We start from the raw sequence: 22,846 nt of genomic DNA, 5'->3' as shown, positions 1-22,846 counted from the left end.
GTCCTACGAGAATTAGTCTGTCTTCAGAACCCACGGCATCTCCCTAATAAACTTGGGGGTGATGCCGTGGGTAGCTATTTTGCTGTCCATGCTCGCCCCGTTCTAAAAAGGAACATTTGCATGCACAGTAAGAAAGTCGTGATCACCGCCCAGGTCTTCATCTCCGGGATGATGGCCTTCCTTATGACCGGATTCTTCACCATTCTTCATCTCGGTTTGACCTCCGCCATGGTGGACGCTTGGACCAGCTCGTTCGTGATTGCCTGGCCCGTAGCCTTCGGCTTTTCCCTGGTAGTGTCGCCGGTGGCGTTCATGATGGCCGGCCGACTGGTGGCCAACCGTGCTCCAGCACCAGTTGAGTGAATCGCCCTTAGTTTTATAGGCGCGGCCCTACGTCCGCTCTTGGCCGGCAGCTGACGTGACCGAACCGTTCTTCGAGCGTCCGCTCAGGCCGAACTTCAGACGAATTCGCAGTAATCAAGGATGGCCACCATCAGCACTAGGGACTAAGTGTGACCATCTGAGAGGGAGCGGGTCGAGACCTCGAAGTTGGGCTTGTAGGTGGCGAGCGGATCAGGAGCAGATCACCAACTCCAACTCCAAATAGCAGATGGGATCCAGGCAAAACAAAGCCCTCCCGGATGGGGAGGGCTTTGTTTGTGTGGGGCGGGTGGTGTCAGTGCTGATGCCCGTGCTCGCCATGTACATGCTGGTGGGCAATTTCCTCGGCGGTTGCCACTCGTACGTCCACAACTTTGAGGGCGAAGCGCAGGGTTTTACCGCAAAGTGGGTGGTTGCCGTCCAGCAATACGGTTGGGCCTTTGATCTTGGTAACGAAATAGTAGCGCAGTTTGCCATCCGGGCCGGTACGTTGGATCTGGCCGCCCACCTTGATGCCGGACGGGAATTCGGCCTTGGGCATCGTGGTGACCAGGGCTTCGTCGCGTTCGCCGAAGGTGTCTTCGGTAGCGAGTTCCAGCGTGGTTTGAAAGCCTGATTCCTGACCTTCAAGTGCGGCTTCCAGTTTGGGGAAGAGGTTATCGTAATCGCCGTGCAGGTAGGAGACTGGGTTCTTGCCATCGTCGTAAACCAGACCCTGGTTGTCTGTGACTTTCATTCGCAGAGTGACGGCGGTGTTTTGGGTGATTTTCATGGCGGGCTATGGCAAATAAATTTAAGCGGGAAGGTTCGCAGTTCAGCGGAGGAGTGTCAACTTGGACTGCCCCGGATCCTGTAGGCATTCCTGCCCTCTTATTTAGCTTCGTAGAAGATGGCATCCAGCATGGCTGCACGGGCACGCCAAGCCTTGGCTTCGCTAAAGGGTTCGGACGATGAGCGTCATCGGTTGGATACTTCGAGATTGCACGGTCAAGAGAAAGGTGGTTTCGAACTTTCTCCTGCTTTCTCCTGGCAATACCGATGCGGTTAGGGCTATTGCGCGCTTGGCACGTCTCCTACTGCCCAAGGAGTTTCCGGATCGCGGAGACGAATCCGACCTTGAAGATTGGCCTGCCCCTCGTGCTCAAAATGCGGCCATGGTCATCCTGGGTCCAGCCTTCGTCCTGCATCAGCCCGTCGCTGATGGCGTGGCGCAAAGCCTCCTTTTCTGAATCGGTGAGGCCGGTGGTGGCCGGCAGGACCTCAACCATTTCGCCAGGTACGGTCGCAGCGATCCTGCGCATGTCGATCACGACTTCGGCATTGGCCTTGAGCAGATTCACCTCGCGTTTAAGCTTCTGATTCTCGGCCAGGACGGCCCCCATCACCGCCCGCACGGCCGGGTTCTCGATCTTGTCGAGCACGGCGTAAATAGGGTTCTCGCTTACCTTGCGCACTTTGCGGGTGACGCCGCCGGTATACTCGGCCCAGACTTTGATCAGCCCCTTGAAGTCATCGCCAGTCTTGTTGTGGATGGTCGATTTCACCGGCCCGCCGCGCTCCTGTGCGATCCGGGAGATCGTTGCCACGGAGAAGTCCTTGGCTCCACGCTCGTACTGCTCGCGGCAGACGGCATGAATAATGTCGAGGTTCTTCTGCTTGCGCGGGTTGGCGTTGGCCTTCAGTTGTTCCAGCAGATCGTCAGGATGCATGATCGTCTCCCGCCCTGTTCGGCAGAGCCCGCTGGGTGCGGGCCGTATTGATGATGTCGCGTGCCGGGGTGCCGGCTACGACTTCCGCAATGGCATCCCAGGTGTCGTCCACGATGCCGAGTTCGCGCAGGCGTCGCAGCCCCTCCACATAGTCCAGTGCGCCCTTGAGTGAGCCGGTGCGCGACTGGATCAACTTCATCACGGCATTGCCAGCCGCCAATTGCTGCTTGGGGGTGAGGCGGAAGAACACGGGCGGCATATTGTTGAATTCGAGCATCAGGTCGAGGATCTGGGCCCGCCGCAGCGCAGGCTTGCGCGCATCGATCTCCGGATAGATCACGGCGTTCTCGCACAGGACCTCGATCTGGTGCAGTTCCGAAGGGGTTTCGATAAAGGCCGTTTCCAGGTCGTTCAGTTCGCCGACGGCCACCAACTGCACACCATCCTTTTCGGCCTGCTTGAGGATTTCCAACGAGCGGCCGATCAGGTGATAGGTCGCCTGCAAGTCGTTGACCAGCGTGCCCATCGCCTCGGCCTCCGCCTCATAACGCTGCGACAGGCGTTGCAGTTCGCGCGCTTCGGAGAAAGGCCGGCCGTCGCGTTCGCAATCGGCGCGGCGGTTTTCCATCAGGGTGACTTCTTCGTGAAGGTCGTTGTGGCGTTCCGAGCGTTCTTGAGCCTCGTAGCTCAGCGTATTGAAATGGGCCTGCAAGCCGGGCAGGAAGGCGGGGCCGGTCAGGAAGAAGCGGCAGCGTACGCAGTTGCGCTCCTGCGGATAGCCGGGCACGGGGCCGTAAACTGGCTTGACGCTATCATTCAGGGGCTCTCCACCCACATCGCACATCCCGCTGCCCACAGGGCAGATCCCCTTGTCCTCGAAGACGAAGGTCGCAGCCGATTGGTGGCCGATCGCGGCGCGCAAAGCATCCTCGGAGAGGCTGGCAAAGCGCTGGCTCACCTGTTCAAGCGTCGCATCCATGAGGAAGCGGGCGTGGTTCTGCTGGTCGGCCTGCAATTGCTTGCTCTCGGCTTCGGCCAGCACCTCACGCATATAGGCTTGACCGAACTTGGTGTAGTAGAGGGTCATGATGATGCGGGCGTGGCCGGCGATGAACTTGGACACCACCGGCAATGGCAGTTGCAGGTCAAGCACCAGGTAGCTGATCAGCGAGACGCGCAAGGCGTGCAGCGGGTAGTGGGTTGCCGAGTCCGAATCCGGGTTGATGAACTGGATCGGGGTGCCGTCATCCAGCGTTTCACTTCGTGCCCGGCACTTTTCTTCGAGGCGAGCGAGCAGCAAGTACCAGATGCGATCCAGGGCATTTGCAGTAAGTGGCTTTGCACGATCAGCGCCGTCGGCCGCCGCGTCGCGGAACAGGAAGCAGGCCGTGCCGCGTGCTTCCAGCACTTCCGGATGTGGTGGCGTTCCCCCGAACTGCTTGTACTCCAGGTCACGCCACGGCATCGGCTCGGCGATCGGATTGTAGCGTTCCTGCCAGTTGCGCAGCTTCTCCAGCCAGTACAGCGCGGCTTCGTGCGCCCAAGGGACGACGTAGCCTTTGTGGTTCTCTGCCTTGTTGATGTCGGCAGTCTTGTTGGTGTTGATGAACAGCCCGGCGCCGACCTCCCGCTGGCTGCGGTGAAAGACCCCGCGCTGGTAGGGGCGTGCCTCGCTGCCGGTGGCGAGCGGCGAGTCGTTGCGGATGAAGGAACCGCCCTCCAGCCCATGGACATAGCGCCAGGTGTCAGCCTCGCCCGAATCGAGCATGCGAACCTGGAAGGTGCGCAAGGGCAGTTCGAGCTTCAAATAGAGCGCGACCGCGCGCACCGGCGACCACAGTTCCGTGACGACCGCGGGCCATCCCTTTCTGTCCTGTTCGTACTTTGTGGTTTCCCGCTCCCGCCACACACAGTCGGGATCGGCGCGATTGACGAGTTTCGGGTCGACCACGAACCAGGTGCCTCCGCTATTACCCCCCTGCATCGCCTGCTGTGCCCATCCCCAGTCACGGAAATACGGCCCTTCGGCCAGCATGTGCCGCAGTTCCTTGATGTAGCGGATCGAAAGCGCCGCGCGCACTGATTCGGTCGGGGCCGCTAGGCCTCTGTGGGAAAAACGCTTGACCGGGTTATGCAGCTCGGGCGGCACGAGGCGATAGCCGTGCTCGTCCGCAATGGAAAGCTTTGTTGCTAGCACCCAGTCGAGGAAGTCGGCGACGGCGTTGATGGCCTGCACGTCAGTCATGGACAAAGCGCCAATGGCCCCTTTGACCTTGCTGGACACCCATGTTTCGGAGAAGTCGGGTAATCGTTCCTCCCGATGCAGGAAGCGGATCGGGTTGCGCGGCAGATTCAGGCCCGCGATGTAAGTGACGAAGAACTTGTCGAGTGAGGCGCGCTTACCTTGGACATTTTGTCTTTGCTCCCCCAGCCACTCGTCCGCCAGATCGCACCAGTCGGCCATACGGGAATCAAGCGCGCGCACATGGGCAAAGCTGAGGTCCGCCCCTTTGCCGGTCACTTGGGGGCGCAGTCGCGGGAACGGATTGCGCAGGTGGGCAGGCACGACTCTGTGGCCGTCCGCATCCACCTCAGCAAGATGGGAGCGCAAGACCCATTCAAGGAAATCGCTGATCGTATCGTGCTGCTTCGTTCCCTCCCGTCCCAAGAGCCGGCCCAGTTCCAGCGTCGCCCACAGATCGTGCTGCGCGCTGCCCTGACGGAAGACCGCCAGCGGCAGCTTGTCGAGGTCCTGGCCGTGCAGATAGCGTATGAAGAAAGCGGCAAGCGCAGTCAGCTTGGCGGAAGCGCGTTTCTGTTGCGGCCACCACTCGGCGGCGAGTTGTCGCCAGGCTTCGAAGCCGGGATCGAGGGTTAGCAAGAAACGGAATTTCGGGTCGAAATTCAGCGTGGTGCCTCGAATCTTCGCGCCGCGGGTTTTCTTCACCATCTCAGCCTCTCCTCAAGAGTGTCGGGTGCGGGCCGCTCAGCAGGCCCAGCGGATCGACGTCCCTGAAGCCGTATTCGAGGAAATCGGGCGGAGGCAGCGTCGCGCCCTCCCTTTCCCGTTGCGAGGCCTCCTCCAACGCGCGGGTCAGCTTGGCGCGATCCGGCTCGGTATAGACGGTCTGCGATTCCAGCGACTTGTGGTGCAGCGCCTTCTTGCGGAAGATCGGATCGATCTTCGCATCTGCCAGACGCTGTCCGTAGGCATGGCGGTGCGCGTGCGGGGTGGTGCCGAGCGCCTTGGCCGGTGTCAGCCCGATGCGTTCAACCGCCCGGCGGTGCTGCCGCTCGAAGCTGTCAATCGCATACGGCTTCCCTTGCTGTGTCACGAAGGAGAACGGATGGTCGCAGCGCATGTGCGCACGCTGCGCCATGTAGAACACCCACAGTTGCCAGAACAGCTCGCCGGCCCAGGCCGGGAACCAGCTCACCTCCATGCAATGCGCCTTGCTATCGAGTGCATTGCCCTTCCAGCCAGCGTGCCACTGGTCGGTCGAGGCGTACTCCGTACGCGGCAGCATCCCCCACTTGCCGCGCAGATAGGCATCCCGGCTGCAGCGGGTCGGCTTGCCCTTGGCGTCCAGCCAGTCGGGCGGCGCGGTGCCAAGGCTTGGATGGTAGACGCGCACTCGCGCTCGCTCGGGATGGAGCGGATCAGGCACCACATCCTGGACATACAGGTGGAACGGCTCGGACATGCGCAGGCCGCCGTAATGCAGCAGCAACGTAATCAGAATGTCACGCAGGTTCAGTCGCTCTTCCAGGCGCGGGCTTTTCTGCTTGCCGGGCACGATGAAGCCCTTGAACAACAAATCGTGAATACGCTCGTCGGGGAAGAATTTGACCGTCTCGTGATCGATGACCGGCGTCTTCTGGAGCAAGGCGTTGCGGGCGCGGGTCATCTGTAGCGACGCAGTTTCCCGGTCCCAGGCATGCGCCAGGAAGGCACGATCGCGTTTCTGATGCCACGCGGCCCAAGCCAGCAGTTCCTCGCCGCGCGTGGCCTGTCGCCACGGATTAAGCGGCCTCGTTCCCTGCCGCTCGGCCATCCAGTCGGAGAACTCGGAGAGCGGATTGACCAACTGCCGCACCACGGCGGGGCTGCGCCCCTGCCAATACAGTCCGCTCGGGTCGGTGCCATCCTCGCCCACCGTGCCGGTATAGAGCCGCTGTACGAAACCGGCGAAGAGATCCTTGGGGTTGTCGTAACAGTCATGATTCGCGGCCATGTAGTCGAGCAACAGGCTCACTGCCTGTGCGAGCTTGACCATCCAGATATGGCTGCGAACATGGACCCGCTCCAGCAGGTATTCCACCAAGGGGCGCAAGGGACCGTGTTCGGTAACGATCACCGGAATCTCTGCGACGACACCGGTGTTATCCCGATGGATCTTGCCGCGCATCGTGACGTGTTCCATCACATAGCCTCGATCTTGGCGAGGCCGCAGTCGCGAGCGCTCTCCTGGCGAGAGAGTGGCCCATGCACCACCATCTTCTGAAAGTCAGCGTCGCCCTTGCCGGCAATCCACAAGGGGAAGACGGGGAAGGTTTGTTCTGAGCGGTGTTGGCCGGCCATAAGGAATTAGTAGTGAAAATCCTATTAGTTTTAAAATTACACAATATTTACTTATTTGACGACAATAAAAATGCCACTCCCGAAGTCGAGAGCGGCATCTTTCAACCATTAATAGTAGCGTCTAGCTACACCATATAAGGATGCGCCCGGGCGGGGTTGTCGACGTCTGGCGGCGGTGACGTTCAGGGTTGGCCGAGGATGCGCTCTTTCGCTTCGTCGAAGCCCGCCCCGCCGTCCGGGCAGGCGGGCATCCCGACGGCGGCGCGCCGCGGCGTCCTTGCCGGTGTCGCCGGCGGCCTGCGGACCGCCGCGCTCACGGGTTCAATCGCGCTTCGAGTGCGGCCAGCCGGGCTTTCAGCTCGGCGACTTCGGTTTCGAGCGCCGCGACGCGGCCGGCGAGCCCGGCCCCGGTCGCCCCGTCTTCGTCCGCGAACGCCTCGGCCGCGGACAATTCGCCGCACAGGCAATGCGTCCAGCGCGCTTCGCGCTCGCCGGGCTGGCGCCCGAGCTTGGCGACCAGCGGCGGGTACTTGTCGGCCAGCGCGTTGAGTGCCGTCTCGACCTCGTCGACGCCGCTGAACGGGTAGACCCGGCCGGCGCGGCCCTTGATCTCGGCCGAGGTCTGCGCGCCGCGCAACAGCAACAGCGCCAACGCCGCCAACTGCACCCCCTCCAGCCGCCACTCCCAGCCGAGCCGGTGCTCGTACTTGGCGACCCGGCCGCCGGCCGGCAGCCGTTCGGCGACCAGCTTGGCCTCGATCAGCGCATCGAGCGCCTCGCTGACGCGGCTTTCGGTCAGCGTCATGACCGGCTCGCGGCTGGTCAGCTGGTTGCAGGCGCTGACCAGCGCATTCAGCGTCAGCGGGTAGGCATCCGGCGTCAGCGCCTGCTTCTCGATCAGCGCGCCGAGCACGCGCACCTCGGCCGGGTCAAACTGGTATTGGTCGTCCATCGCCTCTCCTCGTCGTTATCGCTATGGCCAGATGATCGCACCGCCACCCTGAAGGGTCCAGACGGCGCGTCCGCGTCCGGCCCGCCTGGCTCTGACTCCTTAGCCGGCCAAAACGGCTGTTGCACCGGCGCCTTTCAAGGTTGGCCGAGGTAGTCGCGCTTGCCGATGGCCAGTCCGTTGTGGCGCAGGATGTCGTAGGCGGTGGTGACGTGGAAATAGAAGTTCGGCAACACGAACTGGAACAGGTAATCCTGCCCGCTGAAGCTCAATTCGCCGCTGCGCATTTTCAGCACCACGGTGCGGGTGGCGCTGCCGTCGAGCTGTTCCGGGGTCACGCCTTGCAGGAAGGTCGCGGTTTTGCCGATGCGTTCTTTAAGCTCGGCGAAGCTCGCCTCGGTGTCCGGATAGGCGGGAACCTCGACGCCGGCCAGCCGCGCCGCGCAGCCCTTGGCGGTGTCGCTGGCGATCTGCACCTGGCGCAGCAGCGGATACATGTCGGGCGCCAGCCGGGCGTTGAGCAGCGCGCCGGGCTCGATGTTCCTGTCGGCGGCGAACTGCTCGGCCTTGGCGAGAATGGCCGCCAGGCTGTCCAGCGAACGGATCAGGCCCGGTATCGAGGCTTGGTACATGGAAACGGACATGGCACTTCCCTTTCGTCGGGATGGGCGCGCCGCAGGGTTGCGGGCTGACTAGCTGATTATGGAGGCCGCGCGCTCCGGCACAAGCCAGGCCGGGCCATGCGTTACACTAGCCGGACGCCTTCTACGCGCCGGTCGAGTTGTTGCGCCATCCGGAGCTGCGCGGCCCGCCTCGGGAACCCGGCCCCCTCTTCGCCGGTCCAGCCATCACCGGCGCCAGCATGGCGGCCAGAACCACAACCAAAGGAGATATGTGATGCATTGTCCGGCCTGCAAGGACACGACGCTGGTAATGAGCGAACGCTCGGGAATCGAAATCGACTACTGCCCGCAATGCCGCGGCGTCTGGCTCGATCGCGGCGAGCTCGACAAGATCATCCAGCACTCGCTGCGCGACCTGGGCGGCTACAGCCAGCCCGCCGCCGCGCCGGCACCTGCGCCGGCTCCGCGCCAGGAACATGCCGGCTACGCGCCGCCGCGCCACGACGGCGGCCGTCACCATCACGACGACCAGCGCCATTACAAAAAGAAGAAGAGCTTCTGGGAAGAGTTGTTCGACTGAGCGGCCGGCCGCCCGACCGGGCTTAAGGACACGAGGCCCGACGTGCAGCGGTCGAGCCTTGATAAAACCGCCCGCCCAAGCCGCGGGCGGTTTTCTTTATGGGCTCGGCCAACCTTTTCGGTCCGGACAAGGTTGGCCGAGGCTATTGGGAAATCGCCGGGAACGAGCGTCTACGCAGCCTTCGTGACCAGGTGGATGGAAGCTGCTACCCGGGGCTAGCTCCCGATGCGAATCGGAATTCGTCGGCGCCCGAACTGGCGGTCGAACCGTTCGAAGCGTCCCGCGATCGGTGCGGAGCAGTCGGGACACCTGCCGCCTTGGGTGAGGCGGTAGGATTCGATGGCATGCCAGTCGCGCACGATGAGCGGCGCGTGGCATGCCGGGCAGTAGGTCGTGGCGCCTTCGGCGTCGTGGACGTTGCCCGTGTAGACGTATTGCAGCCCTTCGGCGAGGGCGATCGCGCGCGCGCGGGTAAGCGTGGCGGGCGGCGTCGGCGGCACGTCGCTCATCTTGTAGTCGGGATGGAAGGCCGTGAAATGCAGCGGCACGTCGCCGCCGAGCTCCTTCGCGATCCACCGCGACTCGGCGCGGATTTCGTCGTCGCTGTCGTTCTTGCCGGGGATGAGCAGCGTCGTGATTTCGAGCCAGACGTCGGTCTCGTGCCTCAGATACTCGAGCGTCTCCAGCACCGGCTGCAGGCGGGCCCCGGCGAGCTTGAAATAAAATTCATCGGTGAAGGCCTTCAGGTCGACGTTCGCCGCATCCATCTTGGCGTAGAAGTCGCGCCGTGCTTCCGCGCCCATGTAGCCGGCGGTCACCGCCACCGCCTTGACGCCCCGCTCGTGGCAGGCGTCGGCCACGTCCATCGCGTATTCGGCGAAGATCACCGGGTCGTTGTAGGTGAAGGCCACGCTCTTGCAGCCGTAGGCCGCTGCCGCCTCGGCGATGGCTTCGGGCCCCGCCACGGCGGCGAGCGTCTCCATCTCGCGCGACTTGCTGATGTCCCAGTTCTGACAAAACTTGCACGTCAGGTTGCAGCCGGCCGTGCCGAAGGACAGCACGCTGCTGCCGGGGTAGAAATGGTTGAGCGGCTTTTTCTCGATCGGATCGATGCAGAAACCCGACGAGCGGCCATAGGCGGTCAGGATCATCTGATCGTCGACCCGCTGGCGCACGAAGCAGGCGCCGCGCTGGTCCGCGTGCAGGCGACAGTAGCGCGGGCACAGGTCGCACTGGATACGTCCATCACCGAGGGAATGCCAGTAACGGCCGGGGTAAAGAGCTTCCTTCATGGCAGTGGCAGCGCTGACGGCTGCTCCAAAAAAGCTGGGGGCCGTGGGTGACCCGCTAGCGTGTATCCAAAGTAACAGACCCACATTCGATCATTATTGATGGCGTTGTTGCAGAAGTCTCCGGACCGGCAGGATTTCACGAACTTCGGACCGCTTCACCTGCCTGGGAACACCGACTACGGTGCGTGTGGCATAAATCCGTCCGGGGAAAGGGGGTTTGCGCCCTGACCGGCATTTGTGCAACAGCGCCTGGCTTTGAGTCAAGCACGGGGACCGATTAGGAAACCGAGGCGGCTAATCATTTTTGCGTGCAACGGCTTCGCGTAGCTTGTCTTTCTTGCTCTTGCGTTTACCTTTGATACCGCCGGTAGAGGGCCCTGCTAATGACGCAGTCATCAATGCAGTGACTGGTGCCGTGGTTGCGATAGGTTCAAAGCCCGAGATTTGTTCGCGTGACAGGCGGAGGCGTTGACGCTTTTCTATGAGCCGGAAATGCGGTTCGGAGGCCGCACTGATGAAGCTGACCGCGGTACCGCTTTCGCCCGCGCGGCCGGTGCGGCCGATGCGGTGAATGTAGTCGACCGCGGATCGCGGCAGGTCGTAGTTCACCACGGCAGGCAATTGCTCAATGTCGATACCGCGAGCGGCGACATCCGTGGCGACGACCACCTGCAATCGGCAAGCTTTGAATTCTGCCAAGACATGGCTGCGTGCACCTTGACTGAGTTCGCCATGGAAGGCGGCTGCCTTGATTCCGGCTTTGCCCAGCTTGTCGGCTAGCTGTTCCGCAGAGTGTTTGGTGGCAACAAAAACAAGCACCCGGTCCCAGCAGCTTTCGTGAATCAGATGACATAACAATTGGGTGCGGCGGCTGGCATCGACCTCAATGGCTCGCTGCCGGATGGTAGCTTCGACGGTCGGCGCGGGTTGCACCTCAATGCGGGCCGGATTGCGTAGCATCTTTTCAGCGAGCGCCTGTACTGCGGGCGGAAAAGTGGCGGAGAAGAACAGGTTTTGGCGATCCTTCGGAAGCTGCGCCAGGATACGCCCGATCTCGTCGGCAAAGCCCATATCCAGCAGGCGATCCGCCTCATCCAGCACCAGTATCGAGACCGCAGAAAGCCTAAGTGCATTGTGGTCTAGCAAGTCGAGCAAGCGGCCTGGTGTGGCGACCAGGATGTCGAGGCCTCTGCGCATTTTCATCATCTGCGGGTTGATGCTTACCCCGCCGTAAACCACATCGGTGCGCAGTGGCAGGTGCGTGCCGTATTCACGAAAGCTCTGATGCACCTGCTCAGCCAGTTCGCGAGTTGGCACCAGCACCAAGGCGCGCACTGAATTGCTGGCCACTTGCGGGCCCTCCATGGCCAGACGTTGCAAGAGCGGCAACGCAAAGCCGGCGGTCTTGCCGCTACCGGTTTGCGCCGCCGCCATCAGATCACGCCTAGCCAGAATTGCCGGAATCGTCTGCACCTGCACCGGCGTAGGCGTTTGGTAGCCGATGGTGTCGAGGGTTTTCAACAGCGGTTCGATCAAACCGAGGGAGGAGAACGTCATAGGGGTAACCACAGCCTTTGAAGGCGAAAGGCAGAGTTTAAGCTGCCTTGCTCCCGCTTGCCGGGTTCTGTTGGAACCAAATGGCAATTTTCGGCCAAAAGCGGACGCTAGCCAAACCCACAAATTTTAAAACGAATGTCCATCAAACCCCGGGCAGACCATTCGGCGTGCCGGTGCCCTTGGGGGCCATATCGCGCAGCAGATCTCTGGCACCCGTATATGCTCAAGTACAGGGTGGAAATCAGATGACGTAAACGGGCTGCGGCATGCTCCCGGCTGGCGGCCCGGAAACACTCGTGAACCATGCCACAGATGGGCGGCAAATGAGCATGAGCTCTCGTCTTGTGCGTCGCTACTGGCTGATCATGCTGGCGCTGCTGCCACTATCGGTGCTACTCGTGGTGGTAGTGGTCGCAGCTTATGCGCAGGGTATACGTGTGCAGGGCTTCGGCTGGCAGGACGGGCTGGAACTGGCGCAGTGGCAAAGCCTACAAAACGGCTGTGTGACAGCCCATGGCGAACGATTGCGGGTTACCGGCTGGCGGCCGCTGACGATCACCATGACCAGCATGAGCCTGCCCAAATGCAAACCTGTCGCTGAGGTGCTGACTTCCCCCCCTGGACGCCCCCCTTCGACCTCACCATCGACGCACTCACCATTCCCGGCTTGCCGCCTCTGGCGGTGGTCATCCGCCAGCGCGAGCAGCGCTGGCAAGCACAGGCAAAGTATCAGCGCAGCCAAGCGACCGCTGTCTATGACCGCATTTCCGGGCGTTGGACCGCGCAAGGGCAGATTCAGGCGGCTGACATTGCACCCAAGCTCCTGGGCGCGCTGACCTTCACGGGCAAGGGATTGTGGCAGGCCAATCGTCTGGACGGCGCCTTGCAGGCGCAGGGGCAACAACTAGGCTACATGGGGCAGTCGCAACGGACCGATACGACGCTCGAGGCCAGCCTCGCCGCCAAACAATGGCGGTTGAACGCCGTGCTGGGGGCGCCAGTGGCGCTCGGGGGCGGCTGGAGCCTGGAAGCCCGGCAAGCGCTACGGGCCAGCGGCAATCTGGACGGGGTGGAGTCCCTGCGCCTGGACCTGCGGGCGGCAGGCCCGCAAGGTACCGTACGGCTTTCCCTGGATACCGAGGGTGGCGGCGTGGCACGTGGCCTGGGCAAATTGACGCTGGCCGGGCCCGAGCTCGCCGGCACGGTGCCGCTGCGCTGGAATCGGCACGGGCTGGCGTTGTTGCCGGCGGCAATACAGCTCCCCGAGGGGCTGCGCTTGAGCTGGTCCCGCCCACTGGTGCTGCCGCTGGCACTGGCCGGTGAAAGCACCCTCTCTGCCGAACTTCAGCATCAGGATATCAGGGTCAAAACCGTCGACAGCCTGTTGTCCTGGCAGCAAGCCCAGTGGGGCTGGCAAGGGCGGCTCGACCTGGCGGGCAAAGCCGCCGGGCACGACCTGGCCGGATTTTGGCGGGGCCGTATCGATGCGTCAGGCCTCGCCGGCGAACCGGCCAGCCTGACGGTCAAGGGACCGGACCTGGTGCTGGCGCTGCGCTTGCCGGTGACCGGCTTTCACACGCCGCACTGGACCGCGCGGGCGGCGTTCAATGGCCACTATGGCAACTACCCCCTCACCGGGGTGCTCAGTGCCAGCTATACGCAAGGGCATTGGGAAGGCGCCGTGGAAGGCAGCTCTCGGCCCCCATTTTATGCACAGGGCGGGGTCCTGAAGCTGAGCGCCTCCTGGTATGGCAAACAGGGGCGGTGGTTCCTGGGCACGGGTAGCCGCGCCACGATTGCCGAGGGTCTGATCGGAACCACGCTGATCAAGCCGATAGCCGTCGTCGCCACCACGCCATTACGCCTCGGCCCCCAGGGAATGTTCGGTGCCTTGCAGCTCAAGGCGGATGGCGTCGTGGCGACGCGCTGGGGATTGCCTACCGTCACCGGGCAGATGGCCGTCTCCGGGCAGCAAGGCAGGGCCAGGCTGCGCGTGCCGGCCTGGCAATCCGAGCTGACCCTGACCGCAGCGCTGGCTAGCCGCGGGAAGAAAACCGGCGCGAAAGGCACGCTGGAGATAACAACCCCCCTGTCTGCCGCGATGAGCCGTAGCCTCGGCGTCACCTTGCAGAAAGGCAGGCTCAATGGCCAGGGTCGCTGGCAGTGGCAGGATCACTGGCAGCTGCAAGGCGACATGGCCGTGTCCGGGCTGGCGCTGGACTGGGGCGGCATTCTGGCGTCGGGCGGCAATGGGGCCGCGCATATTGAGCTGCACCAAGATGGCCTAACGCTCACCAGCAACGGGCTTATCACGCTGGCCGAACTGGAGGTGGGCACCCTGGTGCGCAATGTCCGCATGACGGTGCAATCCGACCTGGCCACCTGGCACTTCGCCGATGTTTACGCCGACATGCTGGGGGGCCATATGCGCGCCGCTGCGCTGCAATGGCCCTCCCCGCAGTATCAGGCGGTGACGATCAGTCGCATCGACCTGGCGGAGGTGGCCGCGCTGCAAAACGCTCCCAACCCGACCGTTCAGCTCGCCGGCCGCGTGGGCGGGCATCTGCCGCTACAGTTGATGAAGGATTCGCTGGCCTTGCAGGGGGGGCGCATGAGCAATGAAGGCCCCTTATCACTGAAGGTCTTGCCCTCTGCCGGCGTCAGCGCCATGGGCCAATCCAACCGCGCGGTGCGGCTGGCGCTGGATACGCTGAGCAACCTGGCGATTCATGACTTTCAGGCACGCCTGAATATGAAACCAGACGGCTGGCTGGATGCTGTGGTGACCATCAAGGGCCAGAACCCACAGCAAAACAGCCTGCCGGTCGTACTAAACTACACGCATCGGGAAAATGTGTTGGAGCTATTACGCAGCCTGCGTATTGGTGATGAGATCTCCCGGCGGCTATTGAACCGGCATCCGGTGGAAGGCTCACGCTGACATGAGGTGGAGGACTCACCATGAAACCCGTTTGGCTTGTGGCCTTACTGCCTCTGGCAGCCTGCACCCCACGGGTCGCACTCGAGGCCCCAAAAGATCCGATCACCATCAATCTGAATGTGAAGATTGACCATGAGATCCGCCTCAAGGTGGAAAAAGATGTCGATAAACTCATCACTGAAGACCGCACATTGTTCTAGGAACTGGCCATGAAAACGACAACCCGATTGATGGCGGTGCTACTGCTGGCCTGCAGTGCGCTGGCCATGGCGCTTGACCTGGATAGTGCCAAGTCACAGGGACTGGTGGGGGAACAACCAAATGGTTATCTGGGGGTGGTCAAGGCAACCCCGGACGCCGTAGAGCTTGCAGCGGATATCAATGCCAAGCGCCGCGCCGCCTACGAAGCCATTGCCAAGAAAAACGGCGCGACCTTGGATCAAGTGGCCATCCTGGCAGGGCAGAAAGCCATAGAAAAGACGGCGCTGGGGACTTACGTAAAAACCCCTGATGGTCAGTGGGTCAAAAAGTAGTGCCCGGCGAAAGTACCGAACACTGGTCTGCCCTGATTTTTATAAACATCCGGTTCGGGTCATAAGCGGTCCATAGAGAAGGGGTGCTTTCGGCCCAAAGCAGACGCTGGAGCGTTACCTCTGGCTCTATAACCACCCACTGCCGCAGAAGGCCTTGGCACACGAGTCACCCGTTCAGACCTTGAAACGCTGGCAGGCCAAGCACCCGGAATTATTTGTTAAACGCGTAACCAATCGTCCGGGACCCGACAATTACAGAGCGGCCAAAGCGATCAGACTACAAATCTGACGGCTCTGCCTTCGAAGGTTCGAATCCTTCTCCCTCAACCAGCATTCAGCAAAAAACCCGGGCCCGTGCGCCGGGCTTTTTGCGCTGCGTTTGTCGCCCTGCCACGGCTGCACGGCGCACGTCCTACTGACGCGTCGATCGTCATAACTTGTAGGCGCAATCCCTGCAAGGGGCGCTGCGCCGTCACCCCATCAGTCCGGGGCCGCCTGACAGGGTGATGCCTACGCATGGTGTGCTCCCATCTTTTCGGGCACGCCTTGGATGAGGCGCCACTCGTCGTGGCGCCCCGCCCCCCCTTACTTGCCGCCTTTCGGCATGATGGATCGATAGAGCACCTTGTTCTTCATCATAAGCATCGTCCCGTCTGTCGCTTCCATGGGCTCCCCATCCATCATCGACATTGGCTTGCCATATTTGTCGGTCATGGTCATGCCGCCGACGTTGTCGATGTACAAGGTCGAGCCATCCTTGAGGCTGACCCGATCCGGCGGCTCGCCGCGCATCGACGCACAAGCTGAGAGTGTCAACGCACCTGCAGCGATCATGCCGTACACAAAACCTTTATTCATAATGATTCCTTTCATTGAATCATGAACTGTTTAGAACGACTTGAAGTCATGCGCAGGTCAATCTGCCGACGGCCTCCTTTCCCGGATGGTTTTACCGCATTCCTGATTGCTTCTTGTCACGGTAGAGGCATGTCCGGGGTGACGGGCACAGACGACAGAGGCACGAGTACCATACCGCCTGTCATTACTTCCCGGCTTCTCTCCTGCACTGTGGCTTGGGCTGGGCTGGCCAGGGCAAGGCAAGGCAGAGCTATGACAACGCCACCCGCTGTAAATCCCGCCGCCACTTTAAGCTAGACCAACTCTTGGGATGAAGGGGAAACGAAGCGCATTCATCGTTTGGACTTCACTCGATCCAACGCGCCCCCGTACCGACTATCCTGAATATAGGAAGGAGCGACGAACGCATCGAGAAGTCGATCGAGGCGGCGTTCGAGAGCGGCTGGCGCCTCGTGGGATCCGCCCGCAGACTCCTCCCTCGGGCACCTTCGTCCGCGCCGCGCGGCGAGGAGCGGGTGCTGGCGTGACACTATTTGAACGTTGCCGGTGAACGCGAACGGTCCACCGTGGCGTGGGTGGGGCGGGCCGGCCGGTTCGGGCCGGGTACGCCCCGACGATTAGAGGAGGTTCATCATGGCGATCGCTATCACCCTATCCGAATACCTAGAACGTTCGGGCATGGAGTATGACGTCGTGCGGCACCCGGTCAGCCAGTACAGCATGGAGACCGCCGAGCTCGCCCATATCCCGGGCGGCCGTGTGGCCAAGACCGTGCTGCTGGAAGATGAGCGGGGCTTTGTCGCGGCGGTACTGCCGTCGACCTGCCACGTGCAGCTTTCCGTGCTGCGTCGCGACACCGGACGTTCGTTGCGCTTCGCGCGCGAGGAAGAGCTGAGCGAGCTGTTCAAGGACTGCGAAGTGGGGGCCATCCCTCCGCTCGCGCCGGTCTATAGCGGCATGGCCACCTATGTCGACGACTCCCTGTTGCAGGAGGCAGACGTGTACTTCGAGGCCGGAGACCACCGGGAACTGATCCACATGCGCACCGATGCCTTCATGAAGCTGATGGCCGGGGCAGAGCGCGGACACTTCAGCAAGTAGCCCGGATATTCGACCCTCAGTAGGGCGGAAGCCTCGCCAGAGGCGTTCCGCCACTTTTTCGCCCTGTGCACCGCTGGGCATTGGCGCTTCCGGCGGAACGCTCTACGTCGCGGCAAGCGACTTTTCCGGCTCGACCAAGCTTTCGGTTCGGGCAAGGTTGGCCGAGGCTATTGGAATTCTTCGCCGCAGCCGGATCGGCTTGCCCCAATTGCTCGAACCCCGACAAAAGGCCGAGGCTCAAGCGACCTCGGCCAAACCTTCCAGCGTCCGCGCTGCTGCTAGCCGCATCTCCCCGCCAGCGTGGTGGCCTGTCCTGCACGATCGCCCTATTCCTTCGCCGACCAACCGAGCGCCGCAAAGTGCAGCACCCATTCGCGCCGGCCGTCGACGCCGATCAGCGCCGCCGCCTCGTCGTCGTAGAAGCCGCCGACCGGGCACGCCGCCAGCTCACGCGCGACGGCGCCGAGCAGCCAGCGCTCGCCCAGCATGCCGGCCTCGAGGTAGGCGTGGCGGTAGCCGCGCGGCCCTTGCGCCAGCATCCGTTCGCGGTCGGCCGACAGCACCAGCACCACGGCGGCGTCGCCGATCACGTCCTGCGACAGCGCCGCCGACCGTGCCGCGGCGGCGAAGTCGCCCTCGTGCACGCGCACCAGCGCATGACCCGGAACGTAGCGGTACACGCCCGGCTTGAGCCCGGCGACGCGGTCGACCACCAGGTTGATGCGGATCGCGTCCGACAGCTGTGGCGGCTGCGCCATGTCGGCCAGCAACGACGACAGCGCTGGAAGCGGCACCGGCGCGTCGAGGAAACGCCGCTGGCTGCGCCGCTGGATGATCGTGCGGCTCACGCCTTCGGCGGCGGGCTCGGGCGGTGGCAGCGCGATGCGCCCGGCGCCGGCCTCGTCGGGCAAGAGCCGCAGCGAGGTGGCGCGGTGCACCATGCCGGTGACGCCGATCGAGAGGTCGGCCGGCGCCGGGGGGGCCGCGAAGCGCGCGGCAGGCGGTGCGCCTTCGTGCGGTGCGCGGCCGGCCGCGCGCCGCAGCTCCACAACGGCGAGCACGCCCTCCTCGACGCCGTCGATGCCGATGGCCCGGGCGGCCTGCGCCTCGTCGAAGCGCGCGACGAGCGTGGCCCGCATCCCCGCCTGGTGGGCAGCCAGCCGCAGGTTCTCGAGCAGGTGGCCGGCGTCCGCGACCGCGTAGCGGTAGGCGCGGTCGCGGTACTTGTAGCCGGTGCGGCGGAACACCGCCGAGAGCACGACGAGCGCGTCGGCGTCTTCCGCCCCGAGCGCGGCCGGCAGCGCACCGAGCGCTTCGAGGCGCTCGTGCTCGGCGTCGTAGTGATAGAGCCCGGCCGGCAAGCCATCGACCTTGCGCGCCGCCACATAAAGCTCACTCGGGAACAGCGCGCCGGACGACGGCGAGGCGCGCAGCGCGAGGCCGCCGCGCCGCGCCGTGATGCCGGCCGACAGGTACAGCAGCTCGCCCAGCTCGGCGACGCTCAGACGTTCCTTGCGCGGCGCGGGGGCGCGCAGCGCGTCGCCCAGTCCTTGCTCGCGGGTCTTTGCGCGCGCGAGCGCGACGTGCGGCGCGTCCGGGTAGCGCTTGAAGGCGGGCGGCGGCGCGCCCCATTCGACCCCCGGCGCGCGCCGGAACACGCGGCCGCGCGACTCCGACGAGAATTCGTGATAGCGGACCACCGCATCGACCGGCCCCGCCCCAGCCTCGGCGGCGGTCCAGCGGACCGCCACCTCGCTCGCGCCGTGGCGCGTGCCAAGAAAGAACGCCACACCGAGGGCGGCGACAACCGCCAGCGCCTTGCCGACCGCGACCGGGCCTCGCTTGTCTTTGCCGGCAGCCTGCGGCGCCGGCGTGTGCCGCAGCCAGCGCAGCACGGCCGGCAGGTTGAAGACCAGGTGCACCGAGACCAAGAGCAGCGTGCAGTAGCCGAACAGATAGTGCCAGTCGAACACCGGCAGCTGCTGGTTGGCCACCCAGAACACGCCGAGGCCCGCCGTCGTCAGGAGATACGCGATCAGCAGCAGGCTGGTCTCGACGTTGAGCGCGACGCGCGAAGGCGCGCGGCCGCGCCACGTCGACACGGCGACATACAGCGCGTAGAGCGACAAGGGCAGCAGCACCCAGACGATTTTCGGCACCATGTCCTGACACCTTGCGTGAGGGGAGAAATTCGGGGGAATGCTAAATTCTATCCCTGTTTGGAAGAGATATCCGGGGGCGGCATCCTCCATCCCGATGACCACAATCACCGCCCCGTTCCCTTCTCGGCCAACCCAGCACCCAAGGTTGGCCGACAGCAAAAAGCCCGGGCCATACGCCCGGGCTTTTTGTTTTTCCGCCGTGGCAAAGTTTTACCCCTCCACGCACGCGGCAAAGCCCGCCCTGATCTCCTCCTGCGGCAATTGATGTCCGATCAGCACGATGTCCGACACCGGCGCTTCGCCCTGCCCCCACTCGCGCCCGTAGTCGAAACCGTTGATGCGATGCACCCCCTGGAACACCAGGCGGCGCGCCTCGGCGCTAACCGCCAGCACGCCCTTGTAGCGCAACAAAGCGTCGCCGTGGTGCTCCACCAGCTGGCGCATGAAGTCGCTGATGCGACCGAGGTCGAGCGGGCCGTCGTGGTGCAAGTGCACGGCGGCGATGTCGTCGCCGAACGAGCGCGCTCCTGCCGGACGGAAGCTCAACGGGCCAGCCTTGCCGCGCCGCAGAATATCCTCGTCCAGATGAAAGCCGCGCACGCCGAACAGCAGCTCGCGGCCGATCCTGCCGTGCTCCAGCCGGTACTGCGCCGCCTCGCTGTTGATGCCGGCCAGGCGCTCGGCCAACGCATCGAGCGCTTCGGCGTCGGCCAGATCGGCCTTGGAAATCAATAAACGGTCGGCAAAGCCCACCTGCTTGCCCGCCACCGGCTGCTCGTCCAGCTGCTTGGCGCCGTGCAGCGCGTCCACCACGGTGATCACCGCGTCCAGCGCGTACGCGTCGGCGAGCAGGGGGTCGCCGAAAAAGGTCTGCGCGATCGGCGTGGGGTCGGCGAGGCCGGTGGTTTCGATCACCACGCGCTCGAACGCCAGCTCGCCGGACTGCTTCCGTTCATACAGTGAATGCAAATGGCGCGACAGGTCGCCGCGGATGGTGCAGCACAGGCAGCCGTTGGTCATTTCCACCAGCTCGGCGGTCTCCTGGATCAACAGATCGCTATCGATGTTGACCGGGCCGAACTCGTTCTCGATCACGACGATGCGCTCGCCGGCGGTCGCCAGCAGGTGGTTGAGCAAGGTGGTTTTGCCGGCGCCGAGAAAGCCGGTCAGCAGGGTGACCGGGATCGGTGCGTTTATGGATAGGCTCATGGCGTTTCTCACTTAAAGCGACACGCCGGGCGCAAACCCGGCGTATTGGTTACCACATCAGCAGCAGCGCCCCACCTTGCCGTCACCGCCGCCGTAGCGGGCGTCCTGACGCTCGCGGAAAAACTCCTCGTACGTCATCGGCGTCTGGTCCGGATGGTTGGCGCGCATATGCGCCACGTAGGTGTCGTAGTCGGGCAAGCCCACCATCAGGTTGGCGGCCTGCCCGAGATATTTACCCAGTTTGCTCAGCTGATCGAACATCGCCGTCCTTAAACCCGGTTTTCCGCCAGTTGCGCCGGGGTTTCCTGGGCGGTCGGGTGGCTAACGCGCCAGGCGGCCCAGCAAGCGCGCACGCCGTACACCAGCACGCTCAGCACCACCAGGATAAAGAACGCGGCCAGCCCGGCGTCCAGGCGGTCGTTGAACACCACCTGCTGCATCTGTTCCAGGCTCTTGGCCGGCGCCAGCACCTTGCCGCTGTCCAGCGCGGCCTGGTATTTGGCGGCGTGCGCCAGGAAGCCCACTTTCGGGTTGTCCGAGAAGATCTTCAGCCAGCCGGCGTACAGCGTGCAGATCAGCAGCCACGCGGTCGGCACGATGGTCACCCAGGCGTAGCGCTCGCGCTTGAGCTTGAACAGCACCACGGTGGCCAGGGTCAGCGCGACGGCGGCCAGCATCTGGTTGGCGATGCCGAACAGCGGCCACAGCGTGTTGATGCCGCCGAGCGGATCGACCACGCCCTGATACAGGAAGTAGCCCCACGCCGCCACGCACAAGCCGGTGGCGGCAAAGTTGGCAACCCAAGAATCGGTGCGCTTCAAGGAAGGCGCAAACACGCCCAGCAGGTCCTGCAGCATGAAGCGGCCGGCGCGGGTGCCCGCGTCCACCGCGGTCAGGATGAACAGCGCTTCGAACAGGATGGCGAAGTGGTACCAGAACGCCTTCATGCCGTCGCCGCCGAACACGCCGGACAGGATCTGCGCCATGCCCACCGCCAAGGTCGGCGCGCCGCCGGTGCGCGAGATGATGGTGCTCTCGCCCAGCTCCTTAGCCGTTTGCGTCAGCATTTCCGGCGTAATCACAAAGCCGAACTGCGAGACCGCCAGCGCGGCCGACTCGGCCGTCTTGCCGAGCACCGCCGCCGGGCTGTTCATCGCAAAATAGACGCCCGGGTCGATGCAGGCGGCGGCCACCAGCGCCATGATGGCGACGAAGGACTCCATCAGCATGCCGCCGTAACCGATGAACGGCGCGTGCGTTTCGTTCTCCAGCAGTTTCGGCGTGGTGCCGGACGAGATCAGCGAATGGAAGCCGGACACGGCGCCGCAGGCGATGGTGATGAACAGGAACGGAAACACGCTGCCCGACCATACCGGACCGGTGCCGTCCAGGAAGCGCGTGGTCGCCGGCATTTTCAGCTCCGGCATCACGATGACGATGCCGATGGCCAGGCCGACGATGGTGCCGATCTTCAGGAAGGTGGACAGGTAATCGCGCGGCGCCAGCAGCAGCCACACCGGCAGCACCGAGGCGATGGCGCCGTAGCCGATCAGAATCCAGGTCAGCTGGGTGCCGGTGAAGGTGAACAGCGGGGCCAAGACCGGGTCGGCCGCCACCTGGCCGCCGCCGACGATGGCCAGCATCAAGAGCACAAAGCCGATCAGCGAGATCTCGCCGATGCGGCCCGGGCGCAGATAACGGGTGTAGATGCCCATGAACAGAGCGATCGGAATGGTCGCCGCCACCGTGAAGGCGCCCCACGGGCTTTCCGCCAGCGCCTTGACCACGATCAGCGCCAGCACCGCGAGGATGATCACCATGATCATGAAGGTGCCGAACAGCGCGATCACGCCGGGAATCGGGCCGAGCTCGGACTTGATCAAGTCACCGAGCGAACGGCCGTCGCGCCGGGTCGAGATGAACAGCACCATGAAATCCTGCACCGCGCCGGCGATCACCGCGCCGGCCAGAATCCACAGCATGCCCGGCAAATAGCCCAGCTGTGCCGCCAATACCGGCCCTACCAGCGGGCCGGCGCCGGCGATAGCGGCGAAGTGGTGGCCGAACAGCACATACTTATTGGTGGGAACGTAATCGAGGCCGTCGTTGTGGCGCACGGCCGGGGTTTGACGGTTGGGGTCCAGCTGCATCACCTTCTTGGCGATAAAGCGGCTGTAGTAGCGATAAGCTACCAGGTAGATGGAAACCGCCGCGGCGACGATCCACAGCGCGTTGATGGTTTCTCCACGATGCAGGGCAACAGTGCCAAGCGCGAACGCGCCGACGACCGCTACCAAAAACCACGGAAGGTGGCTGGCAAGTCGTTGCATTGCTTTCTCCTAGAATCGGCTATCGCTCGTAGGCGAGCC

The 22,846-nt window shown here is 63.6% G+C and carries 19 protein-coding genes and 1 pseudogene; 7 read left to right on the top strand and 13 right to left on the bottom strand.

What is annotated here, in order from left to right:
* Positions 1 to 120 precede the first annotated feature (120 nt).
* Positions 121 to 363, top strand: a complete 243-nt coding sequence (locus tag DWG20_RS12420) for a DUF2798 domain-containing protein (protein WP_115434112.1) — start codon at positions 121 to 123, stop codon at positions 361 to 363.
* Positions 364 to 676: 313 nt separating this feature from the next.
* Here DWG20_RS12420 and DWG20_RS12415 read toward each other — a convergent pair whose 3' ends face one another.
* From DWG20_RS12415 to DWG20_RS12390, 6 genes are all read right to left on the bottom strand, one after another.
* Positions 677 to 1,153 carry an FKBP-type peptidyl-prolyl cis-trans isomerase gene (locus DWG20_RS12415; RefSeq protein WP_115434111.1) on the bottom strand — a complete coding sequence of 159 codons (477 nt, stop codon included), beginning with the start codon at positions 1,151 to 1,153 and terminating at the stop codon, positions 677 to 679.
* Between the two features lie 301 nt (positions 1,154 to 1,454).
* Positions 1,455 to 2,090, bottom strand: a complete 636-nt coding sequence (gmtX, locus tag DWG20_RS12410; RefSeq protein ID WP_115434110.1) for a gamma-mobile-trio protein GmtX — start codon at positions 2,088 to 2,090, stop codon at positions 1,455 to 1,457.
* Positions 2,080 to 5,040: a gamma-mobile-trio integrase GmtZ gene (gene gmtZ / locus DWG20_RS12405; protein ID WP_115434109.1), complete on the bottom strand. Its 2,961-nt coding sequence runs from the start codon at positions 5,038 to 5,040 to the stop codon at positions 2,080 to 2,082. The genes gmtX and gmtZ overlap by 11 nt, the downstream gene beginning before the upstream one ends.
* A 1-nt stretch (position 5,041) precedes the next feature.
* The gene (gene gmtY, locus DWG20_RS12400) at positions 5,042 to 6,514 is read right to left on the bottom strand and encodes a gamma-mobile-trio recombinase GmtY (RefSeq protein ID WP_115434108.1); all 1,473 of its coding nucleotides are present in this window, start codon (positions 6,512 to 6,514) and stop codon (positions 5,042 to 5,044) included.
* Positions 6,515 to 6,985: 471 nt separating this feature from the next.
* Positions 6,986 to 7,624, bottom strand: coding sequence for a YceH family protein (locus tag DWG20_RS12395; RefSeq protein ID WP_115434107.1), 639 nt, complete (start codon positions 7,622 to 7,624; stop codon positions 6,986 to 6,988).
* Positions 7,625 to 7,758: 134 nt separating this feature from the next.
* Positions 7,759 to 8,265, bottom strand: coding sequence for a DUF1993 domain-containing protein (locus DWG20_RS12390; protein WP_115434106.1), 507 nt, complete (start codon positions 8,263 to 8,265; stop codon positions 7,759 to 7,761).
* A gap of 253 nt (positions 8,266 to 8,518) precedes the next feature.
* Between DWG20_RS12390 and DWG20_RS12385 the strand changes: the two genes are divergently transcribed.
* On the top strand, positions 8,519 to 8,824 hold the full coding sequence (locus DWG20_RS12385) for a TFIIB-type zinc ribbon-containing protein (RefSeq protein ID WP_115434105.1): 306 nt from the start codon (positions 8,519 to 8,521) through the stop codon (positions 8,822 to 8,824).
* Between the two features lie 215 nt (positions 8,825 to 9,039).
* Here DWG20_RS12385 and amrS read toward each other — a convergent pair whose 3' ends face one another.
* Together amrS and DWG20_RS12375 are read right to left on the bottom strand one after the other, a co-directional pair.
* Positions 9,040 to 10,116 (bottom strand): AmmeMemoRadiSam system radical SAM enzyme, encoded by a 1,077-nt coding sequence (gene amrS, locus DWG20_RS12380; protein ID WP_115434104.1) that lies wholly within the window; start codon positions 10,114 to 10,116, stop codon positions 9,040 to 9,042.
* 294 nt (positions 10,117 to 10,410) lie between these two features.
* Entirely contained in the window at positions 10,411 to 11,673 is a 1,263-nt protein-coding gene (locus DWG20_RS12375; protein WP_115434103.1) for a DEAD/DEAH box helicase, read from the bottom strand.
* 667 nt (positions 11,674 to 12,340) lie between these two features.
* Here DWG20_RS12375 and DWG20_RS12370 point away from each other — a divergent pair.
* The 4 genes and pseudogenes from DWG20_RS12370 to DWG20_RS16480 form a co-directional block, all read left to right on the top strand.
* Positions 12,341 to 14,614 carry an intermembrane phospholipid transport YdbH family protein gene (locus DWG20_RS12370; RefSeq protein ID WP_245944720.1) on the top strand — a complete coding sequence of 758 codons (2,274 nt, stop codon included), beginning with the start codon at positions 12,341 to 12,343 and terminating at the stop codon, positions 14,612 to 14,614.
* A 20-nt stretch (positions 14,615 to 14,634) separates the two neighbouring features.
* Entirely contained in the window at positions 14,635 to 14,814 is a 180-nt protein-coding gene (locus DWG20_RS12365) for a YnbE family lipoprotein (RefSeq protein WP_115434102.1), read from the top strand.
* A gap of 9 nt (positions 14,815 to 14,823) precedes the next feature.
* Entirely contained in the window at positions 14,824 to 15,147 is a 324-nt protein-coding gene (locus tag DWG20_RS12360) for a YdbL family probable chaperone protein (RefSeq protein ID WP_115434101.1), read from the top strand.
* Positions 15,148 to 15,250: 103 nt separating this feature from the next.
* Positions 15,251 to 15,436, top strand: a pseudogene (locus tag DWG20_RS16480) (hypothetical protein); the annotation flags it as partial.
* Between the two features lie 296 nt (positions 15,437 to 15,732).
* Here the strand turns inward: DWG20_RS16480 and DWG20_RS12350 are convergent.
* On the bottom strand, positions 15,733 to 16,020 hold the full coding sequence (locus tag DWG20_RS12350) for a CopK family periplasmic copper-binding protein (protein WP_115434100.1): 288 nt from the start codon (positions 16,018 to 16,020) through the stop codon (positions 15,733 to 15,735).
* A 618-nt stretch (positions 16,021 to 16,638) separates the two neighbouring features.
* Here DWG20_RS12350 and DWG20_RS12345 point away from each other — a divergent pair.
* Positions 16,639 to 17,106: an aminoacyl-tRNA deacylase gene (locus DWG20_RS12345; protein ID WP_115434099.1), complete on the top strand. Its 468-nt coding sequence runs from the start codon at positions 16,639 to 16,641 to the stop codon at positions 17,104 to 17,106.
* Between the two features lie 326 nt (positions 17,107 to 17,432).
* Here DWG20_RS12345 and DWG20_RS12340 read toward each other — a convergent pair whose 3' ends face one another.
* The 4 genes from DWG20_RS12340 to DWG20_RS12325 all read right to left on the bottom strand — a co-directional run bounded on the left by DWG20_RS12340 (position 17,433) and on the right by DWG20_RS12325 (position 22,807).
* Positions 17,433 to 19,268: a SagB/ThcOx family dehydrogenase gene (locus DWG20_RS12340; protein ID WP_181880909.1), complete on the bottom strand. Its 1,836-nt coding sequence runs from the start codon at positions 19,266 to 19,268 to the stop codon at positions 17,433 to 17,435.
* 210 nt (positions 19,269 to 19,478) lie between these two features.
* Entirely contained in the window at positions 19,479 to 20,477 is a 999-nt protein-coding gene (locus DWG20_RS12335) for a CobW family GTP-binding protein (RefSeq protein ID WP_115434097.1), read from the bottom strand.
* A 57-nt stretch (positions 20,478 to 20,534) separates the two neighbouring features.
* Positions 20,535 to 20,738 carry a YbdD/YjiX family protein gene (locus DWG20_RS12330; RefSeq protein WP_115434096.1) on the bottom strand — a complete coding sequence of 68 codons (204 nt, stop codon included), beginning with the start codon at positions 20,736 to 20,738 and terminating at the stop codon, positions 20,535 to 20,537.
* A gap of 8 nt (positions 20,739 to 20,746) precedes the next feature.
* Positions 20,747 to 22,807, bottom strand: a complete 2,061-nt coding sequence (locus DWG20_RS12325; RefSeq protein ID WP_115434095.1) for a carbon starvation CstA family protein — start codon at positions 22,805 to 22,807, stop codon at positions 20,747 to 20,749.
* Positions 22,808 to 22,846 lie beyond the last annotated feature (39 nt).

It is taken from the genome of Crenobacter cavernae, from assembly GCF_003355495.1.
Lineage (GTDB): Bacteria > Pseudomonadota > Gammaproteobacteria > Burkholderiales > Chromobacteriaceae > Crenobacter > Crenobacter cavernae.
This window is presented reverse-complemented; position numbering and strand designations above follow the sequence as displayed.

Excerpts from the sequence above, each read along its gene's own strand:
- DWG20_RS12330 (WP_115434096.1), bottom strand. The coding sequence starts at position 20,738 with ATGTTCGATCAGCTGAGCAAACTGGGTAAATATCTCGGGCAGGCCGCC.
- DWG20_RS12350 (WP_115434100.1), bottom strand. The coding sequence starts at position 16,020 with ATGAAAGGAATCATTATGAATAAAGGTTTTGTGTACGGCATGATCGCT.
- DWG20_RS12420 (WP_115434112.1), top strand. The coding sequence starts at position 121 with ATGCACAGTAAGAAAGTCGTGATCACCGCCCAGGTCTTCATCTCCGGG.
- DWG20_RS12390 (WP_115434106.1), bottom strand. The coding sequence starts at position 8,265 with ATGTCCGTTTCCATGTACCAAGCCTCGATACCGGGCCTGATCCGTTCG.
- DWG20_RS12325 (WP_115434095.1), bottom strand. The coding sequence starts at position 22,807 with ATGCAACGACTTGCCAGCCACCTTCCGTGGTTTTTGGTAGCGGTCGTC.
- DWG20_RS12360 (WP_115434101.1), top strand. The coding sequence starts at position 14,824 with ATGAAAACGACAACCCGATTGATGGCGGTGCTACTGCTGGCCTGCAGT.
- DWG20_RS12415 (WP_115434111.1), bottom strand. The coding sequence starts at position 1,153 with ATGAAAATCACCCAAAACACCGCCGTCACTCTGCGAATGAAAGTCACA.
- DWG20_RS12395 (WP_115434107.1), bottom strand. The coding sequence starts at position 7,624 with ATGGACGACCAATACCAGTTTGACCCGGCCGAGGTGCGCGTGCTCGGC.
- gmtZ (WP_115434109.1), bottom strand. The coding sequence starts at position 5,040 with ATGGTGAAGAAAACCCGCGGCGCGAAGATTCGAGGCACCACGCTGAAT.
- DWG20_RS12365 (WP_115434102.1), top strand. The coding sequence starts at position 14,635 with ATGAAACCCGTTTGGCTTGTGGCCTTACTGCCTCTGGCAGCCTGCACC.
- DWG20_RS12335 (WP_115434097.1), bottom strand. The coding sequence starts at position 20,477 with ATGAGCCTATCCATAAACGCACCGATCCCGGTCACCCTGCTGACCGGC.
- amrS (WP_115434104.1), bottom strand. The coding sequence starts at position 10,116 with ATGAAGGAAGCTCTTTACCCCGGCCGTTACTGGCATTCCCTCGGTGAT.
- DWG20_RS12385 (WP_115434105.1), top strand. The coding sequence starts at position 8,519 with ATGCATTGTCCGGCCTGCAAGGACACGACGCTGGTAATGAGCGAACGC.
- DWG20_RS12340 (WP_181880909.1), bottom strand. The coding sequence starts at position 19,268 with ATGGTGCCGAAAATCGTCTGGGTGCTGCTGCCCTTGTCGCTCTACGCG.
- gmtY (WP_115434108.1), bottom strand. The coding sequence starts at position 6,514 with ATGGAACACGTCACGATGCGCGGCAAGATCCATCGGGATAACACCGGT.
- DWG20_RS12345 (WP_115434099.1), top strand. The coding sequence starts at position 16,639 with ATGGCGATCGCTATCACCCTATCCGAATACCTAGAACGTTCGGGCATG.
- gmtX (WP_115434110.1), bottom strand. The coding sequence starts at position 2,090 with ATGCATCCTGACGATCTGCTGGAACAACTGAAGGCCAACGCCAACCCG.
- DWG20_RS12375 (WP_115434103.1), bottom strand. The coding sequence starts at position 11,673 with ATGACGTTCTCCTCCCTCGGTTTGATCGAACCGCTGTTGAAAACCCTC.